General features: G+C 61.1%; 9 protein-coding genes. All 9 read right to left on the bottom strand.

Annotation, left to right across the window (positions count from 1 at the left end):
* Positions 1 to 75 precede the first annotated feature (75 nt).
* Positions 76 to 3,099: a bifunctional diguanylate cyclase/phosphodiesterase gene (locus C1719_RS12035; RefSeq protein ID WP_180963584.1), complete on the bottom strand. Its 3,024-nt coding sequence runs from the start codon at positions 3,097 to 3,099 to the stop codon at positions 76 to 78.
* A 112-nt stretch (positions 3,100 to 3,211) separates the two neighbouring features.
* On the bottom strand, positions 3,212 to 4,672 hold the full coding sequence (locus C1719_RS12040; RefSeq protein WP_102376056.1) for an extracellular solute-binding protein: 1,461 nt from the start codon (positions 4,670 to 4,672) through the stop codon (positions 3,212 to 3,214).
* Positions 4,673 to 4,853: 181 nt separating this feature from the next.
* Complete coding sequence (locus tag C1719_RS12045) at positions 4,854 to 6,008, bottom strand: ATP-grasp domain-containing protein (RefSeq protein WP_102375336.1); 1,155 nt, start codon at positions 6,006 to 6,008, stop codon at positions 4,854 to 4,856.
* Positions 6,005 to 7,852: a lysylphosphatidylglycerol synthase transmembrane domain-containing protein gene (locus C1719_RS12050; RefSeq protein ID WP_102375337.1), complete on the bottom strand. Its 1,848-nt coding sequence runs from the start codon at positions 7,850 to 7,852 to the stop codon at positions 6,005 to 6,007. The genes C1719_RS12045 and C1719_RS12050 overlap by 4 nt, the downstream gene beginning before the upstream one ends.
* 205 nt (positions 7,853 to 8,057) lie before the next feature.
* Positions 8,058 to 8,873: a DnaJ domain-containing protein gene (locus C1719_RS12055; RefSeq protein WP_102375338.1), complete on the bottom strand. Its 816-nt coding sequence runs from the start codon at positions 8,871 to 8,873 to the stop codon at positions 8,058 to 8,060.
* Between the two features lie 108 nt (positions 8,874 to 8,981).
* Positions 8,982 to 10,322 (bottom strand): hypothetical protein, encoded by a 1,341-nt coding sequence (locus C1719_RS12060; RefSeq protein ID WP_102375339.1) that lies wholly within the window; start codon positions 10,320 to 10,322, stop codon positions 8,982 to 8,984.
* 940 nt (positions 10,323 to 11,262) lie between these two features.
* Positions 11,263 to 12,837 (bottom strand): bifunctional phosphoribosylaminoimidazolecarboxamide formyltransferase/IMP cyclohydrolase, encoded by a 1,575-nt coding sequence (purH, locus tag C1719_RS12070; RefSeq protein WP_102375341.1) that lies wholly within the window; start codon positions 12,835 to 12,837, stop codon positions 11,263 to 11,265.
* 1 nt (position 12,838) lies between these two features.
* Positions 12,839 to 13,825 (bottom strand): XdhC family protein, encoded by a 987-nt coding sequence (locus C1719_RS12075; RefSeq protein WP_102375342.1) that lies wholly within the window; start codon positions 13,823 to 13,825, stop codon positions 12,839 to 12,841.
* Positions 13,818 to 14,462, bottom strand: a complete 645-nt coding sequence (purN, locus tag C1719_RS12080) for a phosphoribosylglycinamide formyltransferase (protein ID WP_180963585.1) — start codon at positions 14,460 to 14,462, stop codon at positions 13,818 to 13,820. The genes C1719_RS12075 and purN overlap by 8 nt, the downstream gene beginning before the upstream one ends.
* Positions 14,463 to 14,492 lie beyond the last annotated feature (30 nt).

A 14,492-nucleotide genomic window follows, 5' to 3' on the forward strand; every position in this document is an offset into this window, starting at 1 on the left:
AGGCGGTAGCTTAACAAAGCAACGCCGGATCGGCGCAAATTTGAACCCAATGCCTACAGGAAGTTCACAGAGCGTTCACGATCGGCCGTTGAGGTTCCTGATGACCTCATCCATTCCGGCAATCGCATCGGAAGGCGTCGGAGACGGTTTTCCCACGATAAAGCCCTGGATGTAATCCACGCCGAGCCGAATGACCGCGGCAAGCTCCCCTTCGGTCTCCACGCCTTCGGCGATTACGCGCACATTGCGATCATGGGCGTAGCCGAGAAGCGATCTGAGGATGTCCTGCCGGTCCACATCGGCGTCGATGCCGCGGACGATCGACATGTCGATCTTCACGAATGCCGCCTGGAGCTCGAGGAGCGTCGCATCGCCGTTGTAGCCCGCGCCGAAATCGTCGATGGCCAAGCACGATCCCCATCTACGCGCAAGCGACTCTTTGTAGCCGAACAGCTCGCGTCCGAAATCGCCTTCGGTTATCTCGATCACCACACGGTCGAGCAGCGAGCCGAAACGACGCTCGATGTCCTGTTCGTCTTCAAGCGAAAGGCTCTGCGTTCCTATGCTGTTGACGAACAGCTTCGCGCCGGTGCCCGGATCGCGCTCTTCGAAGACGGATAGAGAGCGGAAGAAGGTCATCTGCTCGATTCGGTAGAGCTTCGATTGCATGCGGGCGAGATCGACGACGACCGCCGGAGAGTCGAACGATTTCAGCAGCGGGCGCATAAGCGCCTCGTAGGCGAACACGGTGCCCGTGCGCGCATCGACGATCGGCTGGAAGTGGTAGTCGACGAGCATCTCGTCGAGGAGCTTGTTCAAATCCTCCCGCTTGTCGAGCAGCGACGACTGCGTGTCGTAGCGTCGCTTCTCGAAGAAGCACAGCTCGCCTTTGCGGTAGTGCTTCGCCGTGTACATGGCGAAGTCGGCGTAGTCGCGCAGCTGATCGTACCTGGAAGCGTCTCGAGGATACAGCGCAACGCCGATGGACCCCCGAACCTTGAGCATCCGCCCGTCAGGGGCTTCGATCACCGCCGAAGACAGGCGTCCCCTCAGTTCTTCGAACCGCTGCGCCACCTCTTCTTCGGTGGTGCAGCTCCGAACGAACACGAGGAACTCGTCGCCTGATATGCGGGCGCACACATCGCCCTCCCGCACGACCGATTGAAGTGCCGCGCCAGCGGCCTGTATGTACTGATCGCCCCAATCGTGGCCGAACGAATCGTTCATGAACTTCAGGTTGTCGAGATCGAGCATGCCCATAGCGGCGAACTCCAGATCGCCCCGCGCGAAGATGCCTGCAAGCTCCTGTTCGAAAGCGCGGCGGTTGAGCAGACCCGTCAAAATGTCATGATCGCGCTCATGCTCGATCCTTCTCCTCGTGCGGATCTCGTAGGTCACGTCTTCCACGATGCCGAACGCGCTGCCCTCGGCCGCATCGTCTGTCACGACGAAGCGCAGGAAACGCTCTCGGTGAGGAAGGGAGATGATCTTCGCCCCCTGCGCGTCGTTTTCCGCATACGGATCGTACGCATCCATCAGCCGTTCGAAATCCTCAGGCGAAAGCGTACCGCGCCGAAGATCGCGCTGCGCGATGCCCTTCGGAAGCCCGGGGAAATCGTAGGCCCCCAGCGTTTCGAAGAACCGATCGGTATAGGTGATATCCCCCGTCTTCCTGTTGTACTCGAACGCGCCGACGGCATGGTCGGACAACGCCATGATGCGCGAGAGCCTCTGCCCCGCGGAAGCGAGGCCCGAGCCGAAGAAGCTGATGGAGTCGGCGAGTTCATCGATCTCCCGCACGCCGGTTTCCCGAAACACGAACCGCTCGGCAGGATCGACGCCGCGAGCTTCGCCCACGCCGCGAACCTCGCCCATAAGGCGGCGCAGGCGCGAAGACGAGAACCATGCTGCCACAGCCGCCAGCAAAACGCCGACTCCGAACGAAACCCCCAAAATGACAAGCAGGTTCGTCTCGAGCGATTGCGATGCGCGGAACAGCGTGTTCTCGGGGACAAGGCCGACAAGATACCACTGCTGAGATGAGAACGGAGAAGTCGAATCGTAAAGCTTGATCACGCTCGAAGCGGCAACCGCAGCCTCCCTGCCCGTCGCATCGTCTGCCGATGCGGTCAAATAGCCCCGATCATCGGCTAAAACCGCCAGCGAATTGCTGTCTGTGTAGAGATTCTGCACGGCGCCCGTCGACGCGATGACGCCGAGGGAAAACCGATCTCCCGAAACCGCAGAGCCAGCCAAACCGCTTGAAGATTCATCGCCGATCGCCAGAATGTAGGAACCCTGGCCTGCTTCGTCGAGATCGCGGTACGGGAAAAACGTAACGAGCCGATTCACGCTCACCTCGATGCCGAACACGCCGACCACATGCCCGCCTTCGTCCTTCACCGGCATGCTGTAGGTAATCGAACGGCTTCCCGTGGATCCGATATCGACGGGCAAACCCCAATAGCCCAGATCATCGACTGCGGCATCCGGGTGTTCGAGGGCGGCGGCAAGCGGCTTTTCGTAGTAGGCCGTCTCGTCCGGATTCGCGCCCATGGTCAGCGTCGCCTCCCATGAGCTGGCAAGCGCGATGTCGGTTCTCTTCGCCAAGCTGATCGGGCAAGCCGCGAGCAGAAGATCCGAATCGTTCTCCAGGGTGACATCGGGGTTCGAATCGAGCACGTAGAGGGCGCTGCGGCGCGGCCCTTCGCCAGACAGCCCATCCTGCGAGCCATCGATGAGGATGAAGTATGCTCCGTCGATTTCCGAGCGCCTGACGAAAGAAAGCACATCGTCGGCGGCGCTGTCGATGATCTCGAGAGCCAAAGGCGAAGCCGTCTCGATATCGGCGGCCGACGCCCCGTGCTCGGCAAGAACGGACGAAACGGTTTCCGAGAGCTTCTGCGCAGTCTCGCCCGTCTCGGACCACCTGAGCACCATATCGTTTTCAAGATAGCCCGCGCGACTGCTCACGCGCTCCGAAAGCAGGCCGTACGTATCTTCCTCGAGCATGGTCAGGCTATCGCTGCGCAAGATGACGAAATAGCAGACGAACGCCTGCAGCACGAGGGCGACGACGAGCGGCGCGACCACAAGCATCCGGAAGGGGATGCCTCTTCTCTGCGAAGCCCTCGTTTTCTCCGATGAGCTCCGCTGCCGTTGCCTCTGCCTGTTCATGCGATGCTTCACTCGGTCCGAGGGGCGCTTGCCGCTATGCGCCGATAGCCGCTGTCAAATCAGCGGTAAAACTCTCCAACCACGCTTCGAAGTTCTCGTCGGTGTCGAATCGCGCTACCGCATCCCGGCGGCTCTCCCCCGATTCGATGGCGGCAACCACCTGATCGCGATCCGCGGCAGCTTTGTCGGCCATCGATTTCTCAAGGACGACGCGCGCTTCGACGCCCCCCTCGAAGGGAGCGTTCGCGTACACGCCATCCGAGACGGTCTCAAGCGTCGCCTCGAGGTTGACGAGGTAGTTGTCGTGCGTATTCCCCGTCTCGCTTGCAACCGCTTCGATGTTCTCGTACGTGCAGGCCTCCTTGGTCACCGGAATGTAGCCGGCCTCGATGGAAAAGCTCGTGTTCTGCTCCTTTTCGGTTAGCCATTTGAGAAACTCGACGCATGCGAGCTCGGTGCGCTCGTCGCTTTTCGCAACCGCGAACCCCGCCCCTTGCTGCGGCGCGCACGAAACGCCCCCCGCGAAGCGCGGGGCCTCAAGGGCGCCGAACTCGATGGGATAGCTCGTCTGATCGTCGACGGTAACCTCGGCCGGGAAGTACACAACCGATGAAGAGGAGCCGATGTAGCAGATGAGATCACCGGTCTTGATGGCATCGGAGCGATAGCGGCCCTCGGCGGAAAAATAACCGTTGACGAACGGAACGTAATAGTTGTCCCATAGCGCCCGCATGGTGTTCTTGTCGATATCGGGCGTGCAGACACCGTCCTTCACGGCGAATATCTCATGGCCGAGCTGCTTGGAGCCGGTCAGAAGGTAGTTCGCAATGGAATCGCGACCGAAGAACGGCTTGCCGTCATCGGCCTCGGGCGTCTGGGCATCGGTCCACTCGTAATAGCGCTGCGCAAGCGCCGTAATCCCCTCGATGGTTTCGAATTCTTCGAGCGACGAGCCGGTTTCTCGGGCAAACGTTTCCCAATCGGTCATGTTGATCTGAATGGTTTCGGTCGCCTTGCTGATGGGCAGCACCTTCAGGCCGCCGTCGCCTGCGAAATCCCCTTCGGCAAGAAAGCTGTCGATGAACGCGCCTTTTTCCTCGGCCGTGAAATACGGATCAAGGTCGGCGACCTTGCCCATCCCGTCGATAACGAACGCCGTATCCGAATAGGTGAGGAAGATGTCGGGCATCGGCGCCGATCCGACAAGCTCTTCGGCGGAAGCAGTCACCGCGGCGGCCAGGTCGTTGACGCCTCCTTGGCTGGCATGGGTAACGGAAACGCCCGCTTCCTTGCCCTTCGTCGCGTTGAATTCCGCAACGAGATCTTCGAACGCCTGTTGCTGGTGGCCGGCATAGTAGGTCCACACCTCGATCTGCACAGGATTCGCCGGATCGAGCTGCTGCTCCGAAGCGGGCTCCTGCGCCGACGAGCAACCCGTAAGAGCAAGCAGCGCCGAAAGCGCTGCGGCGACGAACGTCCTCATACCGATTCGCATAGGACATACCCCCCTGTCTACCGAAGCGAAGCACAGTTTCATCGCCCTTCGTTCGGCTAATCTATTATCAACTCAATTATATATGAGCTTCATTGTAGACTATATGAGAGACAATCCGGGCAAAGATCGGCAAACCTTCGATTGGACCGCGCACGGTACAACCAGAGGATGGGCGAGAAGGCTATTCGGTTATGAATTCCCTGAAATCGGTGTTCATGAGAAACGTCAATTCGGTCGGATCGTCCTCATCGGTTTCGAAGAACAGGAACCCGAAGCTCGCCGTTTTCCGATAGTCCATCTTCCGCAGGGCGAGAACCCGGGCGAACCGCGCGCAAAACGCCTCGTAATCGAACGATTCGTCGCCGGTCAAATCGGGTGGGCAGCCGTTGAGCATCGACATCACGTAGAGCTTGCCCTGCCTGCCCGCAGCCAAGCTTTCCCAATCGGGGGTCTTGCCTTCCAGATAATGCTCGTAGGTCCTGAACCCGTACGCGAACCAGCTGATATCGGTTCCGCCGAGGCCGGCGAAACGAAGCGGGTTGATCTCGATGGGGCGCACGATTCCGTCTCTCACGCGCACCTCAACGTGGACGGGGAAGTTTCGAGCGCCCACGTACTCGTTCACGCGGTCGAGCCACGCCGTGAACACGGGAGCCGTTTCGGACACGATGGCAACGCTCGTACAGTATGCGCGATCGCTCGTATCGGCCGCATTCGCGAAATCGTGGCGCAAGACGTTGAGCACATGCGTCTTCCCCTCGGCGTCGTAATACGCGTCGATGGCGTACTCGGTGCCCTCGATATAGCCCTCGAGCACGAACTCGCTTGCGCCGATCACGCTTTCGGGATACATGTCGCGCCACGTCGCGGCGTTGCTCTCGATATCGGCGAGGGCTGCCGTCCAATCCCCCTCATCCGCGATAGGATACACGCCGACGCTGCAGAAGCCGACCGACGGCTTGAGCACGAACGGAGGCTTGAGCTCGGCGAAGTCGAGCGTGGAAAGCTCGTCGGCCGAGCAGGACATGAAGAAGAAATCAGGATCAAGGGGAGCAAGCACCGTGCGCATGAGGGCCTTGTCTTTGAACACCTCTATGGGACGCACGATACCCGGCGCCTTCACATGGGAGGAAACCCAGGCAAGCGCGTTTTCCGAACTCGTGTAGAGCCGCTCGCCCGCTTCGATGCGATCGACGGCCTCGCTTTCGGGGCAGAGCGCAATGTCGTGGGCGGCGGCGATTCGGCGCGCCATCGCGTTGTCGAGAACCGGATGCTTCGATGACACCAGCCATTCGATCAGGGTTTCCGAGACAAACGGTTCTTCGAGCACTATCATCGGGTGTCCTCCTTGTCATCGCCCGAGCGCTGCTTCGGGCGCTTCGTCGGCGCAGCGTCGCGCGACCGGCGCTTCAGCTGCTTCGTTCTTTCGTTTCGCTGTGCTTGGCCGAAAATCGGCTCGCGGGCCCGTCCCGCCATCCTATCACGGGCGGCGTGCGGGTCAAGATCGGCCGTCTCGCTTCGGGCATCGTCCTTTTCCCGCCCAAGCCTCTCCCGCCTCGCAGCACGGCGCTCGGCAGAGGCCTTCCTCATCGGCTGCACCGCCGCCTTGTCGGACGCGGTCGCCAGAGAGCCCTCGTCGTGAGCTTGCTGACGGATGTTCGCCCCGACCTCGGCTTTTTCCTGCCACGAGGGTTCCGGTTCGTCTTTCGGGCACCCCTCGCAAGGCGCGTCGCCGCGCTGCGGGCGAGCGGCAAAACGGCTCGCACGAGCAGCTCCCCCGCCATCGGCATGCGGCCCTCGGCGCTTCGGCAGGCTCAAGGGCCGATCGAACGCCGCGCGCTTCCAGAACAGCCACAAAACGAGCACGACGATGGCAATGGCTACCTTGGCGGTGTCGACGAAAAGGAATTCGCCGCCCGCGATCAAGATCAGCAACGTCACGCAAAGCGCCCACGCCGTGCGAAAGCGCAGCACGAGCCCCACGGCCAAGACAAGCAGCACGATGCTGCCGCCGATCAGAAAAGGCCCGGTCAGAAACGTGCCGATGTCGATCCATTCGGTCAAGGCGATGTAGGGCTCGAACGATTTCGGAATAAGCGAGAGCCCGATGTTCACCAGCCCCACGATACCCACGAGCGTGCCTGAAATCCAACCGATGTCCTTCGCCCGCTGTTCTTCGGTGGCATTCTTCTTCCCTGCGAAAAACCCCGATTGGGAAAGGAGAACCGCCCCGATGCAGAACGGGATCCAAAACATAATGCCCCGGTACACGAGCGCGATGGCGGTCGCCGTGGCAAGCGAGCACCCGTGCGCCGTGAGGATGGCCGCGATGGCCGCCTCCACGACGCCGACTCCCTGCGGGGTCGGACTCAAAATCACCGAAATCGCCGCAACCGCGAACGCCGCCACAAGCGCCGAGACGTTCTCGAAGCCGAACGCGTAGCCGATAGCCACGAGGCAGGCCATGTTGAGAACGGCCGAAAGCGACGCGTACCCAACCGTGATAAGCGTCCCGACCGGGTTATGGGCGAGAATGCCCGCGGAATCGATGAAAGAGCTCGCGGTGCGCCTGCCCCATCCTGCCGCCATGCGCTTCTTGATGATGCCGAGCACGGCGTTGACGGCTTTTTCGGCAATCAGAAACACGCGGAACAGCACGCGCGGCTTGCGGTACCCGACCACGAACAAACTGGAAAGGATGAGGAGCACGCCCGCAAGCAAAAGCCCGCCTATCAGGAAAAGCGTGTTCATCGTCCCCGAAACGAGCATGGTGACGAACCCGATGACCGAAATTACGAGGACGGCGGCGAAATAGCCGATCTGCGAGAGGATCGCCCCGCTTGTGGCCGTGCCCGCATCGGCCCCCTTGCGGTGAGCATCGTCGATGATGAACGCCACGCCGGTAGCTCCCGAGAAAAGGCAGAACGTGTTGATGAACACAAGCGAGAAGATGAGCACGATATTGTGCCAAAGCCCCGTTTTGAAATCCACTGCCGCGAACGCCGCATCGTAGGAGAGCGCCTGCACGATATGGCGCCCGAGCATAAGCGCGATCGAGACGGCGATGGGCAGAAGGGCGCCCGTTTGAAGGGTGCGAACGAATTCGGCGAGGTAATCGGCGTTTGCTATGAGCACGCAGCAGGTCACAATGCCCAAGACGAGCAGCAACGCCTTCTTCACCAGGTATCCTTTCCTGCAATTGAACGAAAGTCACATTATAGCAATCATCGCGCGATTCGCGCGGCACGGAAGGCTCGCGAAGGCCCGTATGCGCACAGCCGCCCGTCTACGGATGCCCAAAACGCACGTCGCCCAACCGAGCGCATCGAAGCCGGGGCGCAAACAGACCGGCTGCACAAGCCCTTCCGCCCGTTCGCCGTTCGAGCTATTTCGCAGACGAAGCCGCTTTCCTTGCCGCAAGGTAGACGCCGACGGCATTTCGCATGTTCACGATGTCGAACAGCACCGCCAACGCGAAGAAGATCGCAAGGCCGAACGTCACCGCTCCCGCGCGGGGCGCGATGAGCATGAGAAACGGTGCGCCGACAAGCGCAATCGGGAAGAAGAAGGCGATAAGGCAGCTGCCGAGGCGTTTCCAAAGCCCGTAGATGATCGATGCCGCCACGTAGAGGAACAAACCCGAGGCGACCGAGGCGAACACGCTCAGAACGGCAAGGCACACGAGTTTGATGGCGATGACGCCGATTTCGGTACGCAGGTCTTTTTCCGCATCGGCTTTCTGTTCGGCAGGGGTTTTCCTTGGTTGCGTCGCGCCGAACGGATCGAAGGGGTTTCCGGCTTGCGCAGCACCGTCCCACGAGGTCCATACCCACGTGGACTGACCCTGCCCGCCGCCGAACGGCCACCCCGAAAACGGATCGCCGTAAGGATTCGACGAACCGGGGGTACCTTGGCCGCCTTGGCCGCGAGAGGGACTTGCGCCGTAGGGGTTTCCGTAGGGATTGTAGGGGTTCGCATACGGGCCTCGCCCGTATTCGGGCTCCCACTTGCGCGAGATGAGCACATCGCGCGCCTCGTTGATGCGCTTGGTCTGCTCTTCGGCCCAAGCGTGCTTCTCGGGATCTTGGGCGTACTTATCGGGGTGATGCTCGATCACCTTTGCACGATGGGCTTTCTTTACCTCATCGTCGGTCGCCCCATCTTGAAGACCGAGAATTCGCAGTGCTTCTGATTTCTTCATGCATCCACTATACGCATCGGCATCGCAATAGCGACGCGCAAACCGAGGTCCCGTTGCCGTTATGTAGGAAATCTACACGCGCGCGACATAGGTCCTACAACGCACGGGCTAGGAGCGCGTCTCGGCAGCCTTAGCCTCATCATCGTGCGGGTGCGCGGGCGGCGGATCTTCCAACTCGCCGGTGATGCGCTCCTTGATCGAAAGCTTGCGCGGCGCAAACGGATACGGCAACGGAATATCGTGGCCGATCGAGCGCAGCGCGATGTCCCACAGCGTCTGGCTCCCCCCGTAGTACAGATAGCGCTTCTTCAAGGCTGGAAGCTCGTCTTCGTCAACCGATCCGTCGGCAGCGAACCGATCGATGATACCGTCCGAAACCGTTTTCGCCTTCCCCTTGCGCAGCGCCACCACCGCATTCGCAACGAACACGCCCACGGTGTAGGGCAGGACGAACGCCTTGATGAGCGCGATGAGGTCATCTGATTTGTACTGGGAAAGAGAGCTCGCCTGGCTGTCGAGCACGCTCGAATCGATTGCCGAAGCGAGCTGCCCCGATGCGCTTTCGGCCGCGAACTGCTGCACATCGGCAAGCCACACGCCCGCAAAAACGATGACCGCAGCGCCGAACGCCGCCGCCACGAGGCTGATGCCTTTGAGCCACCGCGACACGCTTCTCATCCAGTAGTACGGAACCGAATAGGTGTAGAGCAGAAGCAGGAGCGCCGCGAGCACGATGGAGGCGGCTATGATGATCGAATCCTGCTTGAGGAAATAATCGGTTGCCATTCCGAGGATGCGCTGCACCTCGTAGAGCCAATCGAATCCGTCTTGCAACATGCCTTCGGCCGATATCCCGAACGCCGCCAACGCCCGCATGGCCCACGACAAAAGGATGCTCGCCACCACGACCACGATGAAAAAGGCGGGCAGTGTAACCGTGATGCTCGTCAAACCGCGCAGAACCGATTTGTCGAAGCGCAGCGCCAGAAAGTAGAACAGGATGAACCCGCTGATCAGAACCGCTGTAAAGGAAATGTACGTGAGCACGGCTTCGGGAATTTCGATCTGGGGAAACGTTCCGAGCACCGTGCGCAAAACAAGCGCGAGGGAAACGGCGACGGCGATGCCCGCGCAACCGAGGGCCCACGCACGCTGCAGCCGATCTTTTCGCGTGTCGAGGCAGGGCACGCCCGCGTCGTCGATCAAGCTCACCAGATCGAGCGACACGATGCTTTTGATTGCGAAAGCCGTTTTGAACCCGAGGACGACGGCAAGCGGCGCGAACAGGACGAGTCCGACCCAAGGAGGAAGCGCGAGGCACAGGCCGCCGAAGAAGAGCATCGGCAAAGCGATGCGGTACAGGTTCGTATAGGGGCGCTTGACCCACGCCGCCAAACGCGTCCACAGAGCATGGAGCCGCTCCGTATTCTTGTGCGCACTCTTTTCCATGCTTCGAGTGTATGGTTGGCCGTTCGGCTGTTCAAGCGAGCGGGCGCAACAGTCATCGAGCCGTTGCGAAACCGCGACAGGAACAGCGCGGCGGGGCGACGGGGCGGCTCGGCGGGGCGACAAGGGCACCCGAGCGCCACTGCACCGGAAGATGGCAGAGCAAGGTGCGAATCTGGCTGAAAAATCCACTTTGGGCAATCAAACCGGCAGCCTGTCTTTGCGCGACCTGCGCGTTTGCTGCGGATCGCAATCGCAAATCGCTGATTATTGTGATTATCGTTGCCCAAAGTGGATTTTTCAGCCAGATTGCAATGAAGCCGTGTCACCCGCTGCCCAAAGACGCGCGCACGCTCAGACCCTCACGCAAAAGCGGGTGCGAACCAATTCGTTCGCACCCGCTTTAAAACTCCGTTTGCATGCCTTCGCGTATCTGCGCGCCTTCGCGCATGCGGCCGCCCATCGCGCGCCCGCGTGCGGCGCGGCTTAGTGACGGAAGTGGCGGTGCCCCGTGAACACCATGGCGATTCCGTGCTCATCGGCAGCAGCCACCACCTCTTCGTCGCGGATCGAGCCGCCCGGGTGGATGACCGCCGTGCCGCCGGCCCCCGCCCNCAGAGCAAGGTGCGAATCTGGCTGAAAAATCCACTTTGGGCAATCAAACCGGCAGCCTGTCTTTGCGCGACCTGCGCGTTTGCTGCGGATCGCAATCGCAAATCGCTGATTATTGTGATTATCGTTGCCCAAAGTGGATTTTTCAGCCAGATTGCAATGAAGCCGTGTCACCCGCTGCCCAAAGACGCGCGCACGCTCAGACCCTCACGCAAAAGCGGGTGCGAACCAATTCGTTCGCACCCGCTTTAAAACTCCGTTTGCATGCCTTCGCGTATCTGCGCGCCTTCGCGCATGCGGCCGCCCATCGCGCGCCCGCGTGCGGCGCGGCTTAGTGACGGAAGTGGCGGTGCCCCGTGAACACCATGGCGATTCCGTGCTCATCGGCAGCAGCCACGACCTCTTCGTCGCGGATCGAGCCGCCCGGTTGGATGACCGCCGTGACGCCGGCCTCCGCCAAAGCGTCGAGGCCATCGCGGAACGGGAAGAACGCATCGGAAGCGGCTACGGCCCCGACAGCCTTCTCGCCCGCCTGCTCGACGGCGATCCGAGCGGAATTCACGCGATTCGGCTGTCCGCCGCCCACGCCGACGGTCGCATGGCCCTTCGCGATGAGAATCGCGTTGCTCTTGACCGATTTGCACACCTTCCAGGCGAAAACAAGCTCCTCCATCTCGGCTTCGGTGGGCTGGCGCTTGGTGGCAACCGTGAACGCCGCCGGGTCTTCGGCAACCGCATCGGAGTCCTGGCAAAGCAGGCCGCCCTCAACCGAGCGGAACTCGACCTCTTTGCCCGCAGGATTCACGCCACCCGTGGCGAGCAGGCGCGCGTTGGGCTTCGATTCGTACATGGCAAGCGCATCGCCTGCGAACTCGGGGGCAATGATGGCTTCGACGAACTGCTTGTTTTCGAAGATCGCAACCACGATGTCGGAGGTGACGGGGCGGTTGAAGGCCATGACCCCGCCGTATGCGGAGACGGGATCGCACTCATGCGCTTTCTTGTACGCCGCGACGATATCGTCGTCCACGCACACGCCGCACGGCGTGAGGTGCTTGACGATCACGCACGCAGGCTCATCGAACTCGCGCACCGCAGCCCACGCCGCATCGAGATCGAGGTAGTTGTTGTACGAAAGCTCCTTGCCCTGAAGCTGGCGGGCGTTCGCGAGGCTATGATCGGCCATCTTGTAGGCGTCGCGACGGTAGAACGCGGCATTCTGGTGCGGGTTTTCGCCGTAGCGCAAATCCTGAACCTTCGAAAGAGCCAAATCGATGCGAGCGGGAAACTCGGCATCGGCATCCCCCGCGATCTGTTGGGCCAGCCATGCGGCGATGGAGCCGTCATAGGCATTCGTAGTCTCGAACACCTGCAACGCAAGCGAAAGACGGGTGCTGCGCTTGGTGGCACCGCCGTTCGCACGCATCTCATCGAGAATCTCGTCGTACATATCGGGGCGCGTCACCACGGCGACCGATTCGAAGTTCTTCGCGGCAGAGCGGAGCATGGAGGGGCCTCCGATGTCGATGTTTTCGATGCACGTATCGAAATCGGCGCCCGAGTCGACCGTTTTGGTGAACGCGTATAGGTTCACGACCACCATGTCAATCATCTCGATGCCGTGTTCGGCAGCCTGGGCCATGTGATCGGCGTTATCGCGCTTGGCGAGCAGACCTCCGTGCACCTTCGGGTGCAGCGTCTTCACGCGGCCGTCCATCATCTCGGGAAACTCGGTCACGTCGTCGATGGGCGTTACAGGCACGCCCGCCTCGGCAAGCACGCGCGCTGTGCCGCCAGTCGAAATGATCTCTGCGCCGAACTCGGTTGCGAGCGCCGACGCGAACTGAACTACCCCGCTCTTATCGGTAACCGAGATGAGCACTCGCTTGACCTTCGGATCTTTCACCTTAGCTCCTTCCCAAACTGGCTTCGTGCTTCGCACGGGCCTCTTCGCTGTAACGTTGCCGGTACCTGACGTCCACAAGCTCGGCCACAATGGATATAGCCAGCTCGGCGGGTGTCTTCGCACCGAATTTCAAACCTATCGGCCGCTTCACGCGCTCCCAATCCGCGTCGGTCATCCCCGCTTCGCGAACCAGTTCGTACACGCGCTCGTTCTTGCCGGCGCATCCCATCATCCCCACGTAATGCACGTTGTTCGCAAGCGCCCAAACGCAGCCCTCGGGGTCGAACATATGCCCGCGCGTGAGCACGCACACGTAATCGGAATCATCTGCTTTGATCTTGTCGAGCTCGTCGAAACCCGGAAGAACGATGCGATGAGCATCGGGGAAACGGCTCTCGTTCACATATGCGGGGTCGTAATCCACAACCGTCACATCGAAGCCGACATGATGAGCGAGCGCGGCAACCTCGCTCGAAGCGTCGCTTGCCCCAAGCAGCCACACGCGAACCGAATCGAATAGGGGCACGCTTGCCCACGTGAGGCCCTCGAACTGCTCGTTGTGCATCGAGGGACCGCGAGTCACGTCCTTCATTTGGAAGAAATCGCGCGGCGAATACGGGCGCGAGGCGACGCACTCTTTCGCATCGTTGCAGAAGAACACGAGCGGCTCGCCGTCGGCCGAGCCCTCGTCGCCGTACTTCTTCGTCACCTCGTTATCGGTGTTGGACATGGCGGCCTCGGGATCGTAGACGATCTTGAAGCCGATCCAGGCCAGATCACCGTCGTCCATCGCCTTAGCCGCCCGCTCGAACGTGGCGATGTCTGATTTGTCCAGGCTTCTCGCGATGACGTCGAGGTAATCGGGCGAAACGTGCTCGTTGCCCTCGGTCGCCTCGGCCGAGAAGCACGGGAAGTCCTCGGCTGTAAGCTCGGGCGTCAAGCCCTCGGTGAGGTCCCCGATGATCCTGGTCAGCGTTTCCCTATTCACTGATGCGCACCTTCCTCTCTTCGGTTATCGAGACGCGCCCGGCGGCAAGCCAGCGCAGCACCTCGGGATACAGCTCGTGCTCCGCTTCATGGATGCGAGCCTCAAGCGTTTCAAGCGTATCGTCTTCGCGGACCGCAACGGCGCGCTGGGCGATGATCGGCCCCTTGTCGTACTCGGCGTTGGCGAAGTGCACGGTGATGCCCGTCACCTTGACGCCGGCGTTGAAAGCGTCCTCGATGGCATGGGCTCCCTTGAACGAGGGCAGCAATGCCGGATGCAGGTTCAAAACCTTATCGGGATAGGCAAGCAGAACCTCCTCGGTCAGCTTGCGCATGTAGCCGGCCATGACCACGTACTCGGCACCCGCCCGCTTGAGTTCGGCGGCTATGATCTCGTTCGCCGTAGCCGGGTCGGCGTAGATGTCCTTGTTGAGCGAGCAGGTGGGGATGCCGTGCTCCTTGGCGCGCACGAGGCCGTACGCCTCGGGTCTCGACGAGATGACTTCGACGATTTCGGCGTTCAGGCTCCCCTCTTCGATCGCATCGATGATCGCAGCGAGGTTCGTGCCGCTGCCGCTGAGCAATACGCCTATTTTGAGCTTACCGGTCAATTTCGCACCCCTTCCGTCAACTTCCATAGTACACCGACCCGATGCGCTTCATCGGAC

Origin of the sequence: Raoultibacter massiliensis (assembly GCF_900199545.1) — a bacterium.
GTDB lineage: Bacteria > Actinomycetota > Coriobacteriia > Coriobacteriales > Eggerthellaceae > Raoultibacter > Raoultibacter massiliensis.